The sequence below is a fragment of the Streptomyces sp. NPDC053755 genome, from assembly GCF_040677675.1.
Classification (GTDB): domain Bacteria; phylum Actinomycetota; class Actinomycetes; order Streptomycetales; family Streptomycetaceae; genus Streptomyces.
This window is the reverse complement of sequence record NZ_JBFASK010000018.1, coordinates 100208-122119: the sequence shown is the minus strand read 5'-3', so window position 1 is coordinate 122119 and position 21912 is coordinate 100208. Positions and strand designations below refer to the sequence as shown.

The window sequence follows — 21912 nt, the reverse complement described above, 5'->3', positions numbered from 1 at the left end:
GGGGTGCCGCGCGGTACCGGCCTCCTGTGCGTGCCCCGGAGCGTGGGCGCCTGGGGCGGGGCCCACGGGTGGGCGCCTCGCGGGATGGGCGCCTCGCTGACGAGCGACGCCGCTGCGCGTCACAGCCGCAGCGGCGTCGCTCGGACGTCGTCCCAGAGGCCGTGCGCCTCCGCCGGGCCCTCGTCGCGGTCGGCGGGGACGGACCAGACATGGACCGGACCGCCGGTCCGGCCGTCGAGCTGCTCCCAGCCGGGGTCCCCGTCGGTGGCGAAGGCGGCCCAGGCGCGGACCATGCGGCGCGAGAGGGCCCGGTCGTCCGCGTCGGCGGGGCCGCCGGTGAGGAAGTCGACGCCGACGGCGTCCAGCGTGCCGAGGGCGAAGGGGACGTCCGCCGCGTGCCAGGCGCGGACCGTGGTCCCGTCGGCGCGGGTGCGGCGGCGGTCGAACCGGGAGAGGCGCGTGCGGCCGCCGGCGCGGGCATGGGACCGCGCGAGGCGCGCGGTGTGAGCGGCGAACAGCGCGTCCCCGGCCAGCGCGAGGTAGATGTCCAGGACCGGCCGGCCCGTCATGAGGGCGCGGTAGCGCTCGACGAGGTCGTCGGGGAGGTCCCAGTGCGCGGTGAAGCGCGCGAGGTCGTCCTCGGTGGTGGCCGGGGGCATGCTGCCGACCTGGTGCATCAGCCAGTACTCCTCGGTGGTGTGACATGCCAGGAGGTCGATGTCGCGGCCGGCGCCGTCGGCGAAGGCGTCGAACGGGTCCGCGGTGAGGAGTTCACCGTCGAGGACCGGTCCGTAGATGACCGTGTCGTAGTGGAGCGGTCCGGAGTCGGGGTCGGCGGCGTACCGCGCCACGACGCGGTCCGAGGCCGCGACGAGCGTCCGGGGGGGCGCGGAGAGCAGGCCCTCGGCGGTGAACGGGACTTCGGCGGCGTCGGCGACCTGTCGCGCGAGGCCCGCGGCGAGGTCCGGCGGGAAGGACGCGTCGGGGACGCTGTGCGCGATGGCGCGGTGGAAGAGGCCGTCGGCTCGTCGGCTGCTCATCAGGCAGGCCACCGCCCCGGCGCCGGCGGACTGCCCGGCGACGGTGACGTCGGCCGGGTCTCCGCCGAAGGCGGTGATGTGGTCGCGTACCCATTCCAGCGCGGCGATCAGGTCGAGCAGTCCGCGGTTGTCGGGGAAGCCGGGCACGTGGCCGAACCCTTCGAAACCGAGGCGGTAGTTGCAGGTCACCACGGTCAGACCGGCGCGGGCGAGGGCGGATCCGTCGTAGTCGGGCTGAGCGGAGGAGCCGAAGGTGTAGGCGCCGCCGTGGATCCAGAACAGCACGGGGAGCGGGCCCTCGGCGTCGTCCGGCGTCCAGACGTTGAGGGTCAGGACGTCCTCGTCGCCCGGGCGCCAGACCGGGGCTCCGGGCAGTTCCGCCGACTGCGGGGCGACGGGCCCGAAGCGCGTGCAGTCCCGTACCCCGTCCCAGGGCTCGACGGGCCGGGGCTCGCGGAAGCGGGCGGCCCCGAAGGGCGGTGCGGCGTAGGGGATTCCCCGCGTGACGCGCAGTCCGTCGGTGATCGTTCCCCCGACCTCGCCGAGCTTCGTCGTCACGGTGGCCCCGGTCGCTGACACACCCACAGATGCTCCCCCATCGGTTCGCGGTCCGGCCGGTCCGTCCGTCCGGCTGCACAGGCTTCCACGGCGCCCACGGCCCGGCAATCGCATAATCCGCCGTCGTCGGTGTTCGCGAGTCGGCCACCTCGGCGCGGGCGCCGGTCGTCGTCCAGACCTCTCGGTACGGCGGCGTGCGAGGGCTCCGACGCGGTACGTCGCCCCGTGCGGCCACGCGGGGCCGCACGGTCACGGCAACGGCCGGTCGCGGTCGCGGTCGCGGCGACAGTGCGGAGGTGCGCTCAGCCCGTCGGGGATCGACCGCACACCGCTCCGCCTTCGGGGAGCCCACGGCCCTCCCCTCCTCGGTGCGAGACGGGCCGGTCCGGCCCCGGGCAGGTCACGGCCTGTCCGGCTGGCCCGCCGCGCGCCGGCGAGCCCGTCCGTCGGCGACGGTGTACGCGAGACCCGGAAGCACCAGCGCCACGCTCGCCCCCAGGGGCACGCCGAACAGCGGCTCCACACCGGCGAGCCGGTCGGTGATCACGAGGGCCGGGAGGCCGGCGACGAGCGCGACCAGCCAGCCCCTTCCCAGGCCCAGGGAGCCTCGGCGCAGCTCGAGCGCGACGGTGACCACGGCGATCGCGGCACAGAAGGCCAGGTGGCCCGCGGCGACATCCACGGCCGGCGTCCACCGGCGCAGGTGGGTGATCAGCAGCAGCACGCCCGCGACGAAGGGGATCATGGCCGCGAGGCGCGCCACGCGCCGGTGCAGCGGCCGGCGGGCGGCGGCCCAGGAGGCGGCGAACGCCTTGACGTCCTCCCCGACCACCTCGCGCGGGGTGCGCCCGGCGGCCTCCGCGTCCTGAAGGTGGGCGGCCAGCTCGGCGAGCATGTCGCGGACGGCCGCGTCGTCGATGCCGCGGTACTCCCAGTTGCTGCGGCACACCGCGAGTACACGTTCGGATGTCATGTGGTCGTCTCCCCCGTCGGTTTCGATGGTGCGGTCAGTCGGCCCGGTCAGGCCGATCCGGCCCGGTCGGGCCTGCCAGGACACGGCCGGCCTGGGCGGCGAAGTCCCGCCAGACGGCTCGCCCGCTGTCCAGTTCGGCGCGGCCCGGCCCGGTGAGCCGGTAGTACTTGCGGGGCGCGCCGCCGCTGGCCGACGGCGCCCGGTAGGACTCGACGAGCCCGGCCCGCTCCATCCGGGCGAGCAGGGGGTAGATGCTTCCCTCGCTCACCGGCTCCAGACCGCTCTCCGCGAGCGCTTCGACGAACTCATAGCCGTACCGTGGTCGTTCGGCGATCAGGGAGAGCAGACAGAGGTCGAACACCCCGCGCAGAAGCTGGCTGCGCCGCTGGTCGCCGGCGCCCGGCAGCTCCTTTGTCATGCGGCGCATGATAGTGAGCGACTACCTTGCGCCACAAGGCACCCTTCTCCCCCCACCCTCGTGGGACATAAAGCACCAAAAGGGATATCAAGGGATATTGATGTCGTTTCCTTTTGAGGTTGCACACTACGGTGAATAACGCATAAAAACCGATATCACTCCCCCGGTGACATGAATCACGCCCCTGCCCGGAACGGCCCCCGGCGACCCGGCGACCCCCTGCTGCCCAAGGGAGTTCGGCCCCGGCCTTCCCCGCGCCGAGGGCCACGTCACACCACGGGCACACATTCTGGAATTACCCGCACGGCCAGGGACTTGTTTCCGTCGACATTTCTCGCCTACGGTCACCTGCATTCGAGCGGATCGCCGAATCCTGCCACCGCCCGAAAGACCAACTATTCACCCGTCGGCAGGAGCGGGGGACCCACCTTTCTCTCCGGTTCGGGATTCCGGATCGGATCGGGGTGAAGTCGCACACGTGCGGCCGGGCATCTCCAGCCCGAACCCGACAGCTCACCCCGCAGGCGCCGGAGAGGAACCCATCATGCCTGCACACGGTAAGCACCGGCGCCCCAAGCACCGTCCCCTGACTCGTGGCCTCGCCCTCGCCGGCACCGGCGGCGCCGCCCTGGCCCTGCCGCTGGTCGCCACCGCCGCCGCTCACGCGACGCCCTCCGCCGCCTCCGGAACGCCCACCGGAATTGTCACGGAGAAGACCGTATCCAGCGCCGTGGAAAAGATCAAAGAATCGATTCCCGCCGCCTCGACCCCGGCGCGTTCCTACACGGTCACGGCCGGTGATTCCCTTTCCCTGATCGCGCACGAGCAGGGCGTACGCGGCGGTTGGAAGGTCCTTTACGACATCAACCGAAGCGTCGTGGGTGACAATCCGTCACTCATCCACCCGGGTCTGGAACTGACGCTCCGGAAGCAGGCGGCCGCGCCCAAGGCGCCTGCCAAGGCCGAGACCACGAGCAAGCCGAAGGCGAAGGCCAAGGCCAAGCCGAAGAGCACGGCGAGCACGAGCGCCGACCGCGCCAGCCGTTCGCAGGACCGCGGCGCCGCGCCCGTCAAGGCGGCGCAGGCGGCCGCCCCCGCCGCCGCGCCGGCCGCTCCGCGCTATACCAACGACCTCGACGGCTGGATCCGCGAGTCGCTGGACATCATGGCCTCGTACGGGATCCCCGGCACCTACGAGGGGATCCAGCGCAACATCATGCGGGAGTCCTCCGGCAACCCGCAGGCCATCAACCTCTGGGACTCCAACGCCCTCAAGGGCACTCCCTCGAAGGGCCTGCTCCAGGTGATCGAGCCGACGTTCCTCGCCTATCACGTCCCCGGTACGTCGATGGACCTCTTCGACCCCGTCGCGAACATCACCGCCGCCTGCAACTACGCGGCCGACCGCTACGGCTCGATCGACAACGTCAACGGCCCCTACTAAACGGCCGGTGAGGACGACGACGGCGAGGACCCGGCCGCTCGGGGGCCGGGACCTCGCCGTCGCCGTGCGCCCCCGGACCGGGCCGTAAGCGGTCTGCGGCATTCCGTCCCACGTGCCGACGGCGGAAGGCAGGATGGGCCCTTCGCAGACCCGTGGCCGGGGAGACCGCGGGTCGTCGCCGAAGGGGGAGACAGTTGAAGAGAAGCATCGCCTGGTGCGCCGGCGCGGTCGCGCTGGCGGCTCTGATCACCGGGGCGGGGCCCGCCACGGCCGACTCCGCGACCGCGCGAGCCGGGATCTGCGAGCCGGGACCGAAGGTCCTGCCCTCGCTCGCGGCCTCGGCGGGCGGCGCGTTCGCCACCGAGGGCGTGCACGACCTCGGGCCCCGCCGCCTCGCCGTCGGCGCGAGCGGCGGCCTGCCCGTGTACTGGACCGGCGACCGGGTCCACCCGGTGCCCCTCCCCGCCGGTTACGACGAGGGGGTCGTCCGCGCGGTCAACCGCAAAGGGCTCATGGCCGGCTGGCTGACGCGGCGGTCCGACCGCACGGTGGCGCTGTTCACCTTCCGCAGGGGCGACACCGCTGTCCGCCTCCTCGGCGAGGGCGGGACGTCGGGACAGGCCGACATCGACGTCAACGACTCCGGGGTCGTGGCGGCCGTCGACACCGACGGCACACCGAAGGCGTGGCGGGGCGGACGCCTGCTGCGCACCCTCGCACTGCCCCCGGACTCCGGTCCCGGCACGATCGTCACCCGCGTCACCGGCATCAACGCGCGCGGGGACGTCGTCGGCGCGGCCGAGCGCTCCTACGAGTCGGAGGAGGGCTTCGCCTTCGCCTCGTTCCCCGTCCTGTGGCCGGCCGACGGGGGCCCGGCGCGGGCGCTGCCGGTGGCCAGGGCGGAGTATCTGGTGCACAACCTGGCGGAGGGCGTGGACGACGCGGGGCGGGTGGCCGGGTACGTCTCCGTCAGCGACCGGTTCGACCCCGACCACCAGCCGTGGGTCTGGACGCCGCCGCACGCGGACCACGGCGGCTCCCCCGGCGTGCTCGCCGGTCAGCGGGAGGGCACCTTCGAGGCGGTCAGCCCGACGACGAACGTCTCCGTCGGCACCGCCATGACCCATGAGGAGGGCGCCCCCCTCAAGCCGTACCAGGCCCAGCTGTGGCCTGGGCAGGGCCCCGTCCGTGCCCTGCCGTCCCTGGCCCCCGACGGCTCCGCGCGCGCCAGGGCCGTGTCGGACGACGACCGGGTGGGCGGCGTGGCCGTGGACGCGGCGGGCACCGCCCGGCCGGTGGTCTGGGGCTGCGCGAGCCGCCAGGCGTACCTGTCGTAGCGGCTTCTCCGGACGCGAACCGCCGCCGCCCGGGTCCGCCGGGCGGCGGCGGTGTCCTCGCGGGTCCTCCCCGTCCTGGCCTCGGCCGCGCGACCGCCGGTGAGGACGGGACGGCCTCAGCGTGCGATGTCGGCCTTCGGGCCCATGACGATGACCGGCTCCTTCGCCGGGTCCAGAGCGCGCAGCAGCTCCGGCATCACCTCACGCGCGAGTGAGACGCATGCCTGGGTCGGCCCGCCGTGGTCGACGTGGATCCACACGCCGCCGCCCTTGGCCGCTCCCAGCGGCCTCCTCTTGTCGAGGGGGGTCGTGCCGGGGATCCGGTTGTAGTCGATGGCGATCACGTAGTCGAAGGAGCCTTCCAGTGGCTCGCCGGCGAAGCCCGTGCCCTGGACCGCGAACTCCTCGTCCTGGTCGTACGGCAGCAGCGAGCCGGGGTCCGGAAGCCTCCCGCCGGCGTCGCCGACGCGGAACACGCCGATCGGCGAGCGCAGGTCACCGGCCACGTGGTCGGCGGTCCAGCCGCGCAGCGCGTTGTGGGCGGGCCACGGTCCGGCGACCCGGTTCCACCGCCTGCCGGCGTCCCGCTCGTAGAGCACGGCCGTGGCCTCGTTGGTGGTCGCCGTCTCTCCCAGCACCACCAGGGCCTGGGTGCTGGCCGCGGGGAGGGCCGCACGGGTGGCCGGGCCGACACCCGGGATGCGGTCGACCCAGGCGGCCTGCGGCCTCGGGGCCGGTCGGTCCTGCGGTACGGAGTCGCGGTCGCCGGGTGGTCCCGCGGCTCCCCTGAGGGGTGCGGGGGGTGGTGCCTCGGTGCAGGCGGCGAGGAGCAGCGCCGCGCACAGGGTGGTCGTCAACGCTCGTAGGGCGGCCTTGCGGACAGGCATGGGACGGCATCCTCCGACGCTGGGGGGGGGGGAGCGGAGCAACGCAGCGATCCGTACCCGCTCCGCCTGCGTCTCCTGCCCCCGGTCCGCACACTCACCCGTCCAGGGCACGCGGCGGCCTGACGGGGCGGCGGAGGGCGGCGGCGTCCCTGTCCGGCCCGGGACGGCGGGCCGGGGCGACGGGCGCCCATCGGGTGCGGGTCAGGCGGCCAGACCCAGTTGCTGGCGGACCACGATCGCGTTGAGGCGGATCGTGTACGGGGCGACGTCCGCGATCCCCAGCGCGCCGACCCGTTCCTTGTCCAGGCCGACGGTCACGTCGATGCAGAAGGCGATCGCGTACATGTACGCGCCCGTCTCCTCGTCCTGCAGGGCGAAGAACAGATCGCGGTAGTAACGGGTGCGCTCCTGTGCCTCCTCGTAGTACGAGAGCCCCGGCTCGCCCTCCTGCGCGGCGAGGCCGGTGAACGCGTGGACGAGTTCCTGCTCGATGGTGTCCCAGAAGGACGCGTCGGCGAACTCCTCCGGGAGCGCCTGGCGCACGGCCTCCTTGAGGGAGAGCACCATGACCAGGACCGGGGCGTTCTCCTGGAGCCCCCAGCCCCGGACCATCTTGACGATGGCGCTGTCCGGTATCGCGGAGGCCGCCTCCCTGATGTTGTCGAAGTCGAAGTTGACGGTCGCCGGGGCGATCGCCTCCTGGAACAGCCGGTCGATGACGCGGGCCTGGTCGATATGGTCCGGGCCCACCTCGATGACGGTCTTGAAAGCTGCGGCCATGCACTCCTCCTGGTGTCGCGGTGATCTGCGGTGATCAAGAGGGGTCAGTATGCCGAGGGGAGGCACGGCGGGGCGACGGCGTCCCGCCGTGCGGACGGCGACGGGGAAGGGCGGCCCTCGTCACCGGGAGAGGTGGTCGGCGAACCAGCGGGCGGCGAGGTCACCGACCCGTTCCAGGGTGCCCGGTTCCTCGAAGAGATGACCGGCGCCGGCGACGACGTCGAGCCGGTTCTCGCAGCGCAGTGCGGCACGTGCCTGCTCGTTCAGGTCGAGGACCAGGGGGTCGGCGCCGCCCACGATCAGGAGGGTGGGGGCGCGGACACCGGCCAGGCGCGGGCCGGCCAGGTCCGGGCGGCCGCCGCGGGAGACGACCGCGGACACCGGGGACGCGGGATCCGCCGCGGCCCACAGGGCGGCGGCCGCGCCGGTGCTGGCGCCGAAGTAGCCGATCCCGAGGGCTTCCGTGCCCGGCCTGTCCCCGAGCCACCTCGTGGCCTGGGCGAGGCGCTCCGCGAGCAGCTCCGTGTCGAAGACGTGGGCACGATCGGCGGCCTCCTCCTCGGTGAGCAGGTCGAAGAGCAGCGTTCCCAGACCGGCGCGGTGCAGCATGTCCGCCACGGCGCGGTTGCGGGGGCTGTGCCGGCCGCTGCCGCTGCCGTGCGCGAAGAGGACGACCCCGGTGGTCCGTTCGGGAACGACCAGCCGGCCCGAGACGGCCGCCGCGCCCAGGGGGATGTGTACGTCGGTGTCCTCCCGCTCGGCCCGGGCGGGAGTGTCCGCCCGCGACCCGCCCGGCGGCCGGTGGCGGGCCAGGCAGGCGAGGACCTCCTCGTCGGCGGTCTGGGCGAAGTCGCCGTAGAACTGGCCGATGGCGTAGAAGCCGTCGGGTTCGTGCACGCAGACCGTCTCGTCCGCCTCGCCGTGAACCCGGTCGGACCATCCGTGGGGGGCGACCGGGACGGCGAGCACGATCCGGGCGGCGCCCCGGGCCCGGACCACGCGGCAGGCCGCCAGCGCGGTGGCGCCGGTCGCCAGTCCGTCGTCCACGACCAGGACGGTACGGCCCTCCAGGGGGACCGGCCGGCGGTCCCCGCGGTAGCGCCGGATCCGCTCCTCCAGGACCGTACGCTCGCGTTCCTCCACCGCGGCGAGGTCGCGCTCGGACGCGCCGGTCCCGTGCAGCACCCGGTCGTTGACGACCCGCACGCCTCCTTCGCCGATGGCTCCCATGGCCAGTTCGGGCTGGAACGGCGCCCCCAGTTTGCGTACGAGGCAGACGTCCAGCGGGGCGCCGAGGGCGTCGGCCACCTGGGCGGCGACCGGCACTCCGCCGCGCGGGAGGGCGAGGATCACGACGTCGCGGCCCTTGAGGTGGTCCAGGCGGGCGGCGAGCTGCCTTCCGGCGTCGGTGCGGTCGGTGAAGTACATGGTGTGCTCGTCTCCCTGGTCTGGAGAGCGGACGGGCGGCGGCCCCCTACGGGGTGGCGGTGAGGGCGCCGTCCGGGGCGAGGACGATCCGGACGCCATGAGGTGCGCTGGTCCGGTGGAGGACGGTGCGCAGCCACCGCGTGTCGTCGTCGGAGGCGTGTTCGAGCCGCATGCGCCGGGCCCGCATCGGGATCAGGCGCACCTCCTGGAGTCCGCCGTCCTCGAGGGCCACCGCGACGAGAGGGAGAAGCCGCAGGTCGTCGCGGTATTCGTGGTATCCGGTGATTCCTTCGTAGTCGTTGATCAGGTCGCCGCAGCCGTGCAGGACGAGCTTGCCCCGGTACACCTCCAGCGGCCGTGGGTGGTGCGAGGAGTGCCCGTGCACGATGTCCGTGCCGCCGTCGATCAGGGCGTGCGCGAAGTCGAGGTCGGCTGCCGGGAGGGCGTAGCCCCAGTTCGAGCCCCAGTGGAGGGACACCACGACGATGTCGCCGGGAGCTTTCTCGTCCCGCAGGCGGGAGGTCAGGCGGGCCGCGGCCTCCCGGCCGGGCGCCGCGGCGAAGTGGACGCCGCCGCGCTCCGCCGTGGCGGCCCAGTCGCGGGGGACGCCGCTGGACGACATGCCGAGGGCGAAGACGAGGACCCGGCCGCCTCCGGGGAGGGGGACGACGGCGGGACGACGTGCCTCGTCGGCGTTCCGGCCCGCCCCGGCCGTGCGCAGGCCGGCGCCGGCGAGGGCGCGCAGGGTGTCGTCCAGGCCGCGGGGCCCGTAGTCGAGGACGTGGTTGTTGGCGAGGACGCACGCGTCGGGGCGGACGGCGACGAGGCTCGGCAGGTTGGCGGGGTGCAGCCGGTAGTGGACGGGCTTGCCGGGCGCGGGATCGCCGCCCGCGGTGACGGCCGTCTCGAGGTTGACGAGGCGGACGTCGGGCGCCTCGGTGTCGAGGGCGCCGAGCGCGTCGCCCCAGGGGTAGGCGAAGCCGGCCGGGCGGGGCACCGGCCCGTTCGCGGCCTCCGCGAGGTCGACGTAGACGCGCGCGTCGCGCACGTACTGCTCGTGGAGGGCCGGATCGACGGGGTGCGGGAGGATCTGGTCGATCCCCCGGCCGAGCATCACGTCTCCGCTGAGGAACAGTCTGACCAGGTCAGTGCCCATACGTCCAGGGTAGACGCCGACGTCCGGCGAGGCGGGCCGCCGTCACCGGCACCCCGCCTCCCCGACGGCCGCCCCCGGGGAGTGTCCGGGAGGTATCGGCGTCCGCCCGCGGCCCGGGCGGGACCTGCCGGACACGACCCAGGGCGTGTTTATGAAGTGGCGCCGGCCGCCCGAAGGGCGGGCCCCGCGGCGTCCGGTGCGTGCGATCGCACGGCGGAGGGCCGCCCTCGTACCGGACGTACGTGAACGATCCCGACAACGCGGCGAGCGTGCGTGCCAGGCGTCGCGGGGCAGGCGGGACTCTCGAAACACGCCCTAGAAGTTGCCGTAGTTGACCTGCCAGGTCGGCAGCCCCATGCGACGCCATACCGCGACCACCCGGTCCCGGTCGTCCAGGGAGACCCGCACGGCGTACCGGTGCCGGACGTGCGCGTCGAAGAGTTCGGCCTTGACGATGTCGTCGGGCCGGCCGTCGTCGGATGCCCGCATCCACAGCTCGTCGTACGGCACGCCGTGGTGTCGCAGCCAGGCCTCCGTCATCGCCCGGTGGTCCTCGTTGCGTCCCGACAGGAGCACGATGGTGTCGCGGTGCGCGTCCTGGAAGGCCCGCAGCGCGTCCCGTACGGATCCGTTGAGCAGGTCGAGGTCGCAGCGGGTGAAGTCGTACGGTCCCCGGTCGCCGCGCAGGGCGAGCGTGCCGTCGATGTCGCACATCACCGCCGACGGCAGCGCCGGGTCGGGCACGTACGGCTCGACGGGCGGCTGGTCGTTCAGCCAGGCGTCGGTGAGGCGCCAGCCGCCCCGGGTCGCCTTGGCGTGCTTGTCGGCCAGGATCCGGATGATCTCCTCGCCGACCGGCCGGGGCCGCTCGCCGTCCCGGCGGACGCACTCCTCGACGGGCACGTGGGTGAAGTCGTGGACCACGAAGGTGGCCCGGCCGGCGACGGCCGCCTTCAGACGCTTGGGGATGTGCGGCGTCAGGTGCGTGTTGTCGACGACGACGTCGAACCCGCCGTCGACGGCGGCGCGCACGGCCGCGTCCTGGATGCCGAGGACGGTCTGCTCGTGCGCGTGCGAGCGGCCCCGTGCGGCGTCGGGCAGGTCGAGCATGGTGCGCAGGTCGTCGAGGTTGACACGGCGCATCCGGCCCTCGGCCCCGGCCTGCAGCTCCCGCGCGGCCGTGGTCTTCCCCGAGGCGGGCAGCCCCGTCATGACGTGTACGACAGGCACGGTTCAGTTCTCCTCGTCGGTCGCGAAGGGGTCGGATGCCTCGGGGCGCACGGCGCGCCAGACGAGGATGTCGGTCGGGCGCCCGTCGAGCCGCAGGAACATCGCCGACCGGACGTCGTGCGGCAGCGTGCGCACGGCGCGGGCGAACGCACCCCGGTCCGCGGCCAGGTGCTCGATGCCGCGGAACGCCTCGTCGATGGCGTGCCGGCGCGCCGCGGCCTCGTCCTCCAGGCGCGCGATCACTCCGCGTACCCAGGTGTCGAACTCGTCCGGTACCTGTTCGAGCAGCGCGTCCAGCGGCCGCCCGCCCGCCGCCCGTACACCGCCGAGTTCGGCGACCGAGCAGCCGAGACCCTGGGCGAGCCGCTTCGCGGAGACCCCGGCGAACCGCTGGACGCCGTGGCTGCGCCAGATGTCCCGGGCGGTGACTCCGGTCAGGACCTTGTGGAGCCGTACGTACTCGGAGAGCTTCGCCTTCGCCCGTACGCCGGAGGCGAAGCGCAGCACGAACCCTTCGGCGTCCGTACCCGTGGCGGCGCGGCCGCCGGGGAGGGTGTTGGACTCCGTCAGCTTGATCAGGTCGGCGAGGTCCATGGCCGGCCAGACCGTGACGACCGACCCGACGCCCTGCCAGTGGGTGGCGGCGTCGGCGAGCGGTATCTCCGTGCCGTCGGCCGCGAAGGCGGCGAGCAGGACGAGGTCCCGGCGGTCGCCGTAGTCGACGACGATACGATTCTGCGGGTAGAGGATCTCCGCGAGGTAGGTCACCCCGGGGACCAGCGCCGCCGTGTCGGCGCCGTCGAGCCGGCGCTGCGCCCAGGTCGCCTGCGCGCTGGTGAAGGAGCCCTTGGAGGCGGCGCGCCACCGGCCCGCGTAGTGGAAGACCACCGCGAGGCTTCCGTCGACCTTGTCGTACACCTCGAACGGCTCGTCCGGCAGCGCGGGCGCGTAGGGCCGGCCGGCCTCGTGCTCACCGATGTTGAAGAACTTCGGCAGCGGGAGGGCGACGATCTCCCCGGTGACGTCGTCGGCCACGAGGCCGCGGCAGCGGGTGGTGACCCGGTTCCAGATCCGCTCGTACTGGCAGGCCCGGGTGTAGGTGTAGATCGACAGCGGCAGCTCGGGGTGCGCCTTGCGCGTGACATGACCGGCGTCGAGCGCGGCGGCCAGTTCCTGGGCGGGCAGCAGTGCGTGAAGAGTCAGGGTCCCCTGGCTCATGGATTCCTCCTGGCGTGTGGTGACTCATTGTCACGTACGGGAGGCCGGGTCCGACACCGAATAAGCCCCGGCCACCGTGGGTGGACGCCTGGCCGGGGAGGACGGGGCGAGGGTTGCGGGGTCAGCCGATCGGTGGACCCCGGGGTCCACCGGCCGGCCGGGCGTCCCCAGCCGCCGAGCCGACGCGGCGGCCGAGAGCCCGGCCGCAGGATGGAGAGCGCGGGACCCCCCACCGGGCCGCCTCCCTGTCCACCGCTTCACGGTCCACCGCGACCAGCCGCCCGCCCGCTCCGGCATCCGTCGGAGCGGCCACCGCCTCCAGGAGGACGTCCATGCATCAGAACGACCGGCTGTCGGCGGCCGCGCGCCACGGGGACACCTCCGGGGTCCGTGACGCGCTCGCCGCGGGCGCGCACGTCGAGTTCCGCGACCACGAGGGGCGTACGCCGCTCCTCCTGGCCGCCCTCGCCGATCATGTGGAGGTCGCGGAGCTCCTGGTCGCGGCGGGCGCCGATCCGAACGCCCGGGACGACGCGGGCGATACGCCGTGGCTGGTCACCGGCGTGACGGGCAGCGTGCCCATGCTGCGCGCCCTGCTCCCCGCCGGGCCGGACCTGAGCGTGACGAACCGGTTCGGCGGCACGTCCCTGATCCCGGCCGCCGAGCGCGGGCACGTCGCCTACGTGCGGGCCGTCCTGCGCGAGACGGACACCGACGTCGACCACGTCAACCGGCTGGGATGGACGGCACTGCTGGAGGCGGTCATCCTCGGCGACGGCGGTCGCGCGCATCAGGAGACGGTCGAACTGCTCGTCACGGCGGGCGCGGATCCGCTGCTCGCGGACCACGACGGCACCACACCGCTCCAGCACGCCCGAAGGCGCGGCTTCGAAGCGATCGCCGGCCTGCTGGCCGCCACCGCCCGGCGGGCGGGCGTCCGATGAGGTCACGTGCTCTCGCGCCCGCCCTCGCCGCCCTGGCCCTGCTCGTCGGTTGCGCGCCGGGCGGATCGGCCGGGAGCGACGGCCGCTCCCCCGCGGCGGCTTCGGCGGGCAGCCGCCCGCCATCGGACGCCGGGCCGTCACCCAGTGCCGCGTCGACCGGCAGGACACCCGACGGGACCCTCCTCGTGGCCGACTTCGGCGCCGACACCGTCACCTTCGTCGACCCGGCCCGGGGTCCGATCGGCTCGGTCACGGTGGGAACCGCGCCGTACGGCGTGGCCGTCGGCGAGGACGGGCGCGCCTGGGTCGCCACGGCGGAGGGCGTCGCCGTGGTGGACACCCGACTCCGTACCCGCGTCGGTCTCGTGCCGTACGCGACGGACACCGGACCCGTCACCACCGGCGAGTACCGCGGCGGCGGCATGGGCATCGCGCTCTCCCCCGACGGCAAGCGCGTGTACGTCGGCGTCAACGTCCCCGGGGGCGAGGGGACGTTGGAGATCGTCGACACGGGGAGCCGTGAGGTGACCGACACCGTGCCCGTCGGGCGGCGCCCCTTCGACGTCGACGTCTCGCGCGACGGTGCCGAGGTGTACGCCACCGACCACGACTCCTTCGACGTGACCGTCGTCCCCACGGACTCGCTCGTGCCGCGGCGCGTCGAGGTCGCGCCGTACGGCACCGAAGGCGGACTCGGCTCCTGGCTCAAGCCGCACTACGCCGTCGTCCGCCCCTCGGACGGCAGGCTGCTGCTCCCCTTCGAGGGCGAGCGCCTGGTGGTGGTGGATCCGCGCACCGGCCGGACGGAGACCGAGCCCATGACGGCGAACACCCACCAGCACGGGGCGACGGTCACGCGCGACGGCACGCTCCTCGTGGTGGGGACCGGCCCGATCGATCCGTCGTCGGACGGCGGGCCGTCGCTCACCGTGCGGGATCCCGGCGGCAAGGAGCGGGTGTACCCCCTGGACGGCGCCCACGAGGACGTCACGGTGTCGGACGACGGCCGGACCGCCTATGTCACCGGCGGCTTCACGCGCGACGGCTACTGGAACGGGATCACCGTCCTCGACCTGGCCACCGGTGACACCCGCCGCCTCGCCGCGGGCGAACGGCCCCTCGGCATCGCGGTGCTCTAGGGAGTGTCCGGGAGGTACGGCGGCCGCCCGAAGGGCGCCGCGGGCCAGGCGAGACGTTCCGGACACGACCCGGGGAGGGCGCCACCGTCCCGCCCCGGGGGGCGTCCGGCACGCACCCCGAGCGGGCCCGTCGGTCCGGTCCCGCAACTGGATCACCCGTCCCTCGCGTCCCTGTATCCGGCTCCTCGGCGCGTACGCCCCACGCCGGGGCCGGCCGAGGACGAGCGCAGCAGGCCGACGGCGGTCCGGGAGGACGGCCGACGGCCGGCGGCGCGTGCGGACGCCGGAGAGGACGCGGGGTGCCTGGGAGAGGAACGATCTTGCGAGAGCGCACGGCCGCCGCACCGGCGGCCCCACGGGCGGCCTCACGGACGCGGCGACGGCGCGGTGCGGTGGCCGCGGCGCTGACGGGGGCGGCCTGTGGTGTGCTGCTGTTCCACTCCTCGCTGCCCCGTCTGCCGGGTGGACCGGTCAGTCTCCTGGAGACCTTCCTGCCGTGGCTGGGCCTCGCCGTGCCGGCCGGGCTCCTCCTGGCCGCCGTGCGGCGCTCGCGGATCGCGGCGGCGGCCTGCCTGGCGCTCGCGGTCGTCTGGGCGGGGGTGTTCCGGGGGACCCTGCTGCCCGCGGACCCCGACACGTACGACATGACGGTCGTGCAGCACAACGTGAGCGACGAGAATCCCGACCCCGGGCGCGTGGCGCGGACCGTCCTCGGCACCGATCCCGATCTCGTCGCCCTCGAGGAACTCACCCCGTCCCGTCTGCCCGCCTTCCGGGCGGCGTTCGCCGGCACCCATCCCCATCACGCGAGCGTCGGCACGGTGGGCCTCTGGTCGAAGTACCCGCTGAGGGACGTCACCCGAGTCGACATCAGGCCACGGGCGGTGGGCCCCGGCTGGGACCGCGGGCTGCGCGCCGTCGTGCGCGGCCCCCGGGGAGACGTGGCGACCTACGTGGCGCACCTGCCGTCGGTCAGGATCCGCCCCACCGAGGGGTACGCCACGGGATGGCGCGACGAGAGCGCCACGCGCCTCGGCCGGGCGCTCGCCGCCGACCGGGCGGCCGCCGTCCTGGTCCTCGGCGACCTCAACGGGACCGTGGACGACCGGGGGCTGCGCCCGGTGACCGGCCTCGTGCGGGGCAGCCGGGACGCGTGGGCGTTCAGCTGGCCCGCGAGCCTGCCCCTGGCGCGCATCGACCACGTCCTGGCCCGTGGCGCGACGGTGGTCGGGACGTGGACGCTGCCGGACACCGGGAGCGACCACCTGCCGGTCGCGGCGCGCGTGCGGTGGTGAGGCGGCCCACCCGTTCAGCGCTCCCGGCTGGCCCGTGGCGGCGCGGGTGTGGAGGCTGGCGTCCGGTACCCCCACCCGCGAGGAGACGGCCGATGCCGGCGACTGCGTACCGTTACGACGACCTGCGCGCCCTGTACCTCAACTGCACGCTGAAGCGCTCCCCCGAGGTGAGCAACACGGAGGGGCTGATCGAGCGCAGCCGGGCCGTGATGGAGGCGCAGGGCGTGGCGACGGCGCTGGTGCGGCCGGCCGACCTCGACATCGCGACCGGGGTGTGGCCGGACATGACAGAGCACGGATGGGAGTCCGACGCCTGGCCGGAGCTGTACGGGCGGGTGATGGACGCGGACATCCTGGTGCTGTGCGGTCCCATCTGGCTCGGCGACAACAGTTCGGTGATGAAGCGCGTCATCGAGCGGCTGTACGCGTGTTCCAGTCTGCTCAACGAGGAGGGCCAGTACGCCTTCTACGGCCGTGTGGGCGGCTGCCTGATCACGGGGAACGAGGACGGGATCAAGCACTGCGCGATGAACGTCCTCTACAGCCTCCAGCACCTGGGCTACGTCATCCCGCCGCAGGCGGACGCGGGCTGGATCGGCGAGGCGGGCCCCGGGCCGTCCTATCTGGACCCCGGTTCGGGCGGTCCCGAGAACGACTTCACCAACCGGAACACCTCGTTCATGGCGTGGAACCTGATGCACCTCGCGGCAATGGTCAAGGCGGCCGGCGGCATCCCCGCGCACGGCAACCAGCGCACCGCCTGGGACGCGGGCTGCCGCGCCGACTTCCCCAATCCCGAGCACCGCTGACACTCCCGTTTGGCTTGTCGGACGATCATCCCTACGATCCGGCAGATGATCACGAGAAAACGGCTGGCGACCGGGGCGTGCGCTCTGCTCGCCGCCCTGGCCGTCGGGCTCGTCCCGTCAGGCGCCGCCGCCGACGAACCGGCGGCCAAGGAATCCCCCAAGGTCGAGCTGGTGCTCGACGTCAGCGGCTCGATGCGGGCGCGCGACATCGACGGCCAGTCCCGGATGGCGGCCGCCAAGCAGGCCTTCAACGAGGTGCTCGACGCGGTACCGGAGGAGGTACAGCTCGGCATACGCACCCTGGGCGCCGACTACCCGGGCCAGGACCGCAAGAAGGGGTGCGAGGACACCCGGCAGCTCTACCCCGTCGGCCCGCTCGACCGGACCGAGGCGAAGACGGCCGTCGCCACGCTCGCGCCCACCGGCTGGACCCCGATCGGGCCCGCCCTGCTGGGCGCGGCCGAGGACCTCAAGGGCGGTGACGCCACCCGCCGGATCGTGCTCATCACGGACGGGGAGGACACCTGCGCCCCGCTCGACCCCTGCGAGGTGGCGCGTGACATCGCCGCCAAGGGCATCCACCTGACCATCGACACCCTCGGTCTGGTGCCGAACGCCAAGATCCGCCAGCAGCTCACCTGCATCGCGGAGGCGACCGGCGGCACCTACACCTCGGTCCGGCACACCGAGGAACTCTCCAAGCGCGTGCGGCAGTTGGTCGACCGAGCGGCCGACCCGGTCGTCACTCCCGTCGCCACCGACGGTACCGGGACGTGCGCCGACGCCCCGACGCTCACGCCCGGCCTCTACACCGACCGCGAGACCTTCGGACAGCACCGCTGGTACCGCGTGGACGTCCTGCCCGGGCAGGAGCTGCGCGCCTCGGTGAGCATCTCCGCCGACCGCGCGGTGAACGACGACTACGGCGTCCTGTTGCGCGCGGTGACCGTGCGCGGCCGGGAGATCGTCCGCGGCTCGGAGGCGGGCGACGGACGGACGGACGTCATCTCGACCGGTCTGCGCTACCCCAAGCCGCCGCTCGAGGATGTCGACGGGGACGTCAAGCCGGCCGCGGAGACCGTGTGTCTCCAGGTCGGCAACTCCTTCTCGGCGCCCCCCTCGGTGAAGACCACGCCCGGAATGCCGATCGAACTGGCCGTCGACGTGGTCGACGCGCCCGACGAGGCGTCCGACGTGGCCGCCTTCGGCCTCGGGCGCGGCTGGTGGCTGCTCGGAGTGCTGGTACCGGCCGGTTTCGTGGGCGGTCTGCTGTGGGGCTGGCTGTCCCGCTGGCGCGTCGCCGTCTGGAGGACCAACTGATGCGTACCGTACGCACGCTGACCACCGTCCTGCTGACCGGCGCCGCTCTCCTCGGCACCCCCGGACTCGCCCTGGCCGACTCCCCGTCCCCGGGCGACGGGGCGGACGCGACGGCCACGCCGACCGACGGGGGCGCCCCCGAGGCGGGTCCGACGGAGGCGGGCACCACCTTCCGCACGGCCGCCCCGTTCCGGCAGGGGCAGCAGGCCACGGCCGAGGCCTCCACGGGCGACTACCTCTACTGGGTGTTCCCCGCCGACAGCGGGCAGCGGCCGACGGTGACGGCCTCGGTGACCCTGCCCGAGCCGGCCGCCCGGCACGGTGCCTCGACCTGGCGCATCGACGTCTACGACGGCCTGCGCCGCCGTCAGCCGTGCATGTACGGCATGCAGTCCCGGGTCGCCGTGCGGGAGGCCGCGACCGTGGAGCTGTCCTGCACGCTGCGCACGGTCCGCTCCTGGGCCGAGACATGGGACGAGGACCCGCTGCCGGGCAGTTACTACGTGCGGCTGACGGTGACCGGTCTTCCGGAGGACGACCTCGGCCAGCCGTTCACGACGAAGGTGCGGGCGGTCTCGGTCGAGCGGGGCGGCGCTGTCGCGGGCGGCGGTTCGCTGGCCGCCCCGCTGGTGCCGGGCGCCACCACCGAGGACGTGGCCGAAGCGGACGCCGACGCGTCCAGGCCGTCGCCGGTCGAGACGCGGGCCCCCGAGGACGGCTGGTCCTCCGGCTGGTGGTCCGACCGCTGGGTGTGGACGGCGGTGGGCGGACTGCTCGGCGCGCTCGCCGGGATCGGCGGCTACTCCCTGACCCGCGGCTCCGGCCGCCCGTCGCGGGTGCCGCCGGCCGCCTGACCGGGGCGCCGCCCGCCGGATGGCCACGGCCCCTCGCGCGGGGGCCGTGGCCCCTTGCGTGGGGGGCCGTGGCCGCCGCTCAGCACGGGGTCGAGCGTGCGCGGCGGGGCCAGCCGTAGGCGTCGATGAACCGGTCGAGCACGGGCGAGCTGCCGGTGGCGAGCAGGACGCAGGCGTCGATGCCGTCGGCGAAGGAGGCCTCGGGCCCGCGGACGGCTCGCGCCATCCGCTCCTGCGAGCTGATGCCGATGAGCCCGCCGTCGACGACGTGCTGCCACACCGCGGCGTACCGCCTGCCGGGCAGGACCAGTTCGGCCGCACCGGCCGAGGGGCGCGGGCCGGGGAACCGCAGGTGCAGTTTGAGCAGCGGGTCGCGGCCGCCCATGCCGGACCAGCCGGTGGCGATCTCCATCCGGCCGTACGTGTCGGCGGCGCCGGCCCGGTCGAGGAGCGCGAACGCCTCCCGCAGTTGCGGTGCGGCGCCGAAGGTCCGCTCGTCCTCGTGGACGTAGACGACGAAGAGCGGGTCCAGGGGTTCGAGGACCGCCCCGACGCCCGCCGCCATGGTGCCGGCGGCGGCGACGAACACCGTTCCCGCCAGGAAGTCCTGACGGTGTCTCGCCTCGTCCTCCGGTGTGAACGACGTCGTGCGCAGCAGGGGCTCGTGAGGGGGCCGTGTCGGCTCGTCCTGGTTCACGGCGGGGACACTTCCCGTCGGCCCCGGGGGTACTCCTCCGGTACGCCCGGGCGCGGCCGTGTGCCTCCGCGCGCCGGGCGCACGGCCTTCGGGAGCGCCTGCCGGCCGACGTGCGCGCTTCCGCGCCCCGCCCGCGCCCACCGTCCGGCGTCACCGTGCCGCGCGGGCGGGACGGGCGCGGCGGGAGGTGTCAGCGCGTGGTCGGGCCGGTCCAGCCGGCGGGCACACGGGCGAGCCGGACGCGCTGCGGGTGGTCGCCGACGGGGACGCTGGCGACCTTGCGGCCGGTGGCGAAGTCGATGGCCGTGACCCGGTCCGCGCCGCTCTCGGAGATGACGCAGGAGCGGCCGTCGCCGCTGACGGTCGCCCAGTAGGGCTTGGACGCCTCGACCAGCGGCCCCTCCTGGAGGGTCGCGCGGTCCACGACGGTGGCGTAGTCGTCCATGGTGCCGGCCACGCACAGACGGCTGCCGTCGGGGCTCATCGACATGCCGTGGTGGCGGGAGTCGTTGACCCAGGCCGTGCGATCGGGGTCGGTCGCGGGGTTCTTGGGGAGTTCCTTGACCCTGGTGATCCGGTCGGCGACGACGTCGTACTCGACGAAGCCGTTGAAGAAGGAGACCTGGAAGTACAGCGTGGACTCGTCGGGGGTGAGGGCCACGGGCCGTACGGCGTCGGACAGGTCCTTCCGGCCGAAGGCGTCGAGGCGTGCGCGCATGTCGACCACGCGTACGGTCTCGAAGGTGCGGGTGTCGACGACGGTGATGCGGCGGTCGCCCTTGGTCCAGTCGAGCCACGGCTCGTCCAGTGCGGTGGTGACCTCGCCGATGGCCATGTTCCAGAGGTACCGGCCGTCGGCGCTGAAGACGTTCTCGTGGGGCTTGTCGCCGGTGGCGAACGAGCCGACCTGCTTGCCGGTGACGATGTCCAGGACGTGCACGGTGTTGGACGTGGAGGCGGAGACGGCGACGCGGGTGCCGTCGGGTGAGACCGCCATGTGGTCGGAGCGGAAGCCCGAGACGGGGAAGCGCCAGTTGATCGCTCCGGTACGCAGGTCGATGGAGACGACGTCGGCGAAGCTGGGGCGGGAGACGACCATGGCCGTGCCGTCGGGCGTGGCGTACATGTCGTCGACCAGCTGGTCGTGTCCCTCGCCGGGTCCCTGCCGCACGCCCAGGAAGAACGCCAGCTTCACGGGGTTGAGGCCGATCTCCCACATCCGCCGCTCGCGGTCGGGGACCACGTCGATCCGGGCGATCCGCCGGAAGTCGCCGCCGGCTTCGATGACGTCGGCCGTGCCGTCCCAGTTGTTGCCGACGAACATGACCTCCCGCAGGCCGGCGGCCGCCGTGGCGCCGGAGCCGCCCGGGGCCGCGGCCACGGTCGAGCCGCTGCCGACGGCCAGCGCGAGGGCGGCGGCGAGGGAGCCGAGCAGGAGGCGGCGTGCGCCGCGGCCCGGGCGGGGAGCAGACATCCGTGTTCCTTCCAGGAGGCCGTCGCGGGGCACCGACGCCCTTGCGGCGAGAGCGAGTTACTCCGAGTAAGTCGAGTTACTCGAAAGTAGGCAGTTGTCGCTCCCGCCACAAGAGTCCGTGCGGAACGCGTCCGCGCGACGCCTGCCGGCGAGTGTCCGGAAAGCACCGGCGACCGCCCGAAGGGCGCGGCCCGGGAAAGACCTTCCGGACACGTCCTAGCGGTCCCGTTCGTAGCGCAGGAGCACCACGCCTGTGCCGAAGGTCCGGGTCCCCACGAGGCGGAGGGAGGTGGGGGTGTCCGTACCGGGGAAGAGGGGCTTGCCGCGTCCCAGAAGGACGGGATGGACGCAGAGGTGGTACCCGTCGATCAGGTCGTGCTCCGCGAACGCGGCCGCCAGGTCCGCCCCGCCGAGCGCCAGATCACCGCCCGGCTCCTCCTTGAGCGCACGGACCTCGTCAGGGTCGACGCTCCGCACGATCGTGGTGTCGCCGTCGGCGTGCTCCAGGGTCGTGGAGTAGACGATCTTGGGTTTCGTGCGCCAGATCTCGGCGAACTCGACCATCTCCGGGGTGCTCGCGGGATCCTTGTCGGCGGTGGGCCAGAAGTCCTGCATCAGCTCGTAGGTCACCCGGCCGTCGATGAAGCCGCCCGCCGCGGCCAGCTCCTCGTTGAAGTGGCGGTGCAGCTCCGCGTCGACCGTGTGCCAGTCGATCGAACGGTCCGGCCCCTCCATGTAGCCGTCGAGCGAGACCGACATGTACAGGATGATCTTTCTCGCCACGGCTCGGTCTCCCTCTCCTCGCTCCGGTCCGGCGCGCACCGCCGACCGCGGTCGTGATCCGGCGCGCGGCCGACAGTAGCCGCACGCCGCGCCGACGGGGGCGTGCCACGCCTCCCGCGTCGGGTGAT

The 21912-nt window shown here is 73.8% G+C and carries 20 protein-coding genes and 1 riboswitch; of the genes, 8 read left to right on the top strand and 12 right to left on the bottom strand.

Features of this window, described 5'->3' with window-relative positions; translation table 11 throughout:
• Positions 1 to 119: 119 nt before the first annotated feature.
• The 3 genes from AB0K65_RS19050 to AB0K65_RS19040 form a co-directional block, all read right to left on the bottom strand.
• Positions 120 to 1598: a carboxylesterase family protein gene (locus AB0K65_RS19050; protein WP_365717978.1), complete on the bottom strand. Its 1479-nt coding sequence runs from the start codon at positions 1596 to 1598 to the stop codon at positions 120 to 122.
• 400 nt (positions 1599 to 1998) lie between these two features.
• A complete protein-coding gene (locus AB0K65_RS19045) occupies positions 1999 to 2571 on the bottom strand; it encodes a hypothetical protein (RefSeq protein WP_365717925.1) in 573 nt (190 codons plus the stop codon).
• 34 nt (positions 2572 to 2605) lie between these two features.
• Positions 2606 to 2989, bottom strand: a complete 384-nt coding sequence (locus AB0K65_RS19040; protein ID WP_365717923.1) for a PadR family transcriptional regulator — start codon at positions 2987 to 2989, stop codon at positions 2606 to 2608.
• Between the two features lie 354 nt (positions 2990 to 3343).
• A riboswitch (cyclic di-AMP (ydaO/yuaA leader) is annotated at positions 3344 to 3529 on the top strand.
• Positions 3530 to 3533: 4 nt separating this feature from the next.
• Between AB0K65_RS19040 and AB0K65_RS19035 the strand changes: the two genes are divergently transcribed.
• Both AB0K65_RS19035 and AB0K65_RS19030 read left to right on the top strand, forming a co-directional pair.
• The gene (locus AB0K65_RS19035; RefSeq protein ID WP_365717921.1) at positions 3534 to 4433 is read left to right on the top strand and encodes a LysM peptidoglycan-binding domain-containing protein; all 900 of its coding nucleotides are present in this window, start codon (positions 3534 to 3536) and stop codon (positions 4431 to 4433) included.
• Positions 4434 to 4627: 194 nt separating this feature from the next.
• Positions 4628 to 5770, top strand: coding sequence for a hypothetical protein (locus AB0K65_RS19030; protein WP_365717919.1), 1143 nt, complete (start codon positions 4628 to 4630; stop codon positions 5768 to 5770).
• Between the two features lie 116 nt (positions 5771 to 5886).
• On the opposite strand, the gene AB0K65_RS19025 is transcribed toward AB0K65_RS19030, so the two are convergent.
• From AB0K65_RS19025 to AB0K65_RS19000, 6 genes are all read right to left on the bottom strand, one after another.
• Positions 5887 to 6657, bottom strand: a complete 771-nt coding sequence (locus AB0K65_RS19025) for a hypothetical protein (protein ID WP_365717917.1) — start codon at positions 6655 to 6657, stop codon at positions 5887 to 5889.
• 201 nt (positions 6658 to 6858) lie between these two features.
• A complete protein-coding gene (locus tag AB0K65_RS19020) occupies positions 6859 to 7437 on the bottom strand; it encodes a Type-2Aa cytolytic delta-endotoxin (protein WP_365717915.1) in 579 nt (192 codons plus the stop codon).
• A 120-nt stretch (positions 7438 to 7557) separates the two neighbouring features.
• The gene (locus AB0K65_RS19015) at positions 7558 to 8865 is read right to left on the bottom strand and encodes a phosphoribosyltransferase family protein (protein ID WP_365717913.1); all 1308 of its coding nucleotides are present in this window, start codon (positions 8863 to 8865) and stop codon (positions 7558 to 7560) included.
• A gap of 46 nt (positions 8866 to 8911) precedes the next feature.
• Positions 8912 to 10021 (bottom strand): CapA family protein, encoded by a 1110-nt coding sequence (locus tag AB0K65_RS19010; RefSeq protein ID WP_365717910.1) that lies wholly within the window; start codon positions 10019 to 10021, stop codon positions 8912 to 8914.
• Positions 10022 to 10336: 315 nt separating this feature from the next.
• Positions 10337 to 11251: an AAA family ATPase gene (locus AB0K65_RS19005; protein WP_365717908.1), complete on the bottom strand. Its 915-nt coding sequence runs from the start codon at positions 11249 to 11251 to the stop codon at positions 10337 to 10339.
• A gap of 3 nt (positions 11252 to 11254) precedes the next feature.
• Entirely contained in the window at positions 11255 to 12469 is a 1215-nt protein-coding gene (locus AB0K65_RS19000; protein WP_365717906.1) for an RNA ligase, read from the bottom strand.
• 332 nt (positions 12470 to 12801) lie between these two features.
• Between AB0K65_RS19000 and AB0K65_RS18995 the strand changes: the two genes are divergently transcribed.
• From AB0K65_RS18995 to AB0K65_RS18970, 6 genes are all read left to right on the top strand, one after another.
• Positions 12802 to 13413 carry an ankyrin repeat domain-containing protein gene (locus AB0K65_RS18995; RefSeq protein WP_365717904.1) on the top strand — a complete coding sequence of 204 codons (612 nt, stop codon included), beginning with the start codon at positions 12802 to 12804 and terminating at the stop codon, positions 13411 to 13413.
• Positions 13410 to 14552, top strand: coding sequence for a YncE family protein (locus tag AB0K65_RS18990; protein WP_365717902.1), 1143 nt, complete (start codon positions 13410 to 13412; stop codon positions 14550 to 14552). The genes AB0K65_RS18995 and AB0K65_RS18990 overlap by 4 nt, the downstream gene beginning before the upstream one ends.
• A 320-nt stretch (positions 14553 to 14872) precedes the next feature.
• Positions 14873 to 15847: an endonuclease/exonuclease/phosphatase family protein gene (locus AB0K65_RS18985; protein ID WP_365717900.1), complete on the top strand. Its 975-nt coding sequence runs from the start codon at positions 14873 to 14875 to the stop codon at positions 15845 to 15847.
• Positions 15848 to 15939: 92 nt separating this feature from the next.
• Positions 15940 to 16656 (top strand): flavodoxin family protein, encoded by a 717-nt coding sequence (locus AB0K65_RS18980; protein WP_365717898.1) that lies wholly within the window; start codon positions 15940 to 15942, stop codon positions 16654 to 16656.
• Positions 16657 to 16701: 45 nt separating this feature from the next.
• Positions 16702 to 17976, top strand: a complete 1275-nt coding sequence (locus AB0K65_RS18975; protein ID WP_365717896.1) for a VWA domain-containing protein — start codon at positions 16702 to 16704, stop codon at positions 17974 to 17976.
• Complete coding sequence (locus AB0K65_RS18970) at positions 17976 to 18830, top strand: hypothetical protein (protein WP_365717893.1); 855 nt, start codon at positions 17976 to 17978, stop codon at positions 18828 to 18830. The genes AB0K65_RS18975 and AB0K65_RS18970 overlap by 1 nt, the downstream gene beginning before the upstream one ends.
• A gap of 79 nt (positions 18831 to 18909) precedes the next feature.
• Here AB0K65_RS18970 and AB0K65_RS18965 read toward each other — a convergent pair whose 3' ends face one another.
• The 3 genes from AB0K65_RS18965 to AB0K65_RS18955 all read right to left on the bottom strand — a co-directional run bounded on the left by AB0K65_RS18965 (position 18910) and on the right by AB0K65_RS18955 (position 21784).
• Positions 18910 to 19527 (bottom strand): hypothetical protein, encoded by a 618-nt coding sequence (locus tag AB0K65_RS18965; protein WP_365717891.1) that lies wholly within the window; start codon positions 19525 to 19527, stop codon positions 18910 to 18912.
• 190 nt (positions 19528 to 19717) lie between these two features.
• A complete protein-coding gene (locus AB0K65_RS18960) occupies positions 19718 to 21001 on the bottom strand; it encodes a YncE family protein (protein WP_365717889.1) in 1284 nt (427 codons plus the stop codon).
• A gap of 216 nt (positions 21002 to 21217) precedes the next feature.
• Positions 21218 to 21784: a dihydrofolate reductase family protein gene (locus AB0K65_RS18955; protein WP_365717887.1), complete on the bottom strand. Its 567-nt coding sequence runs from the start codon at positions 21782 to 21784 to the stop codon at positions 21218 to 21220.
• Between the last annotated feature and the right edge of the window lie 128 nt (positions 21785 to 21912).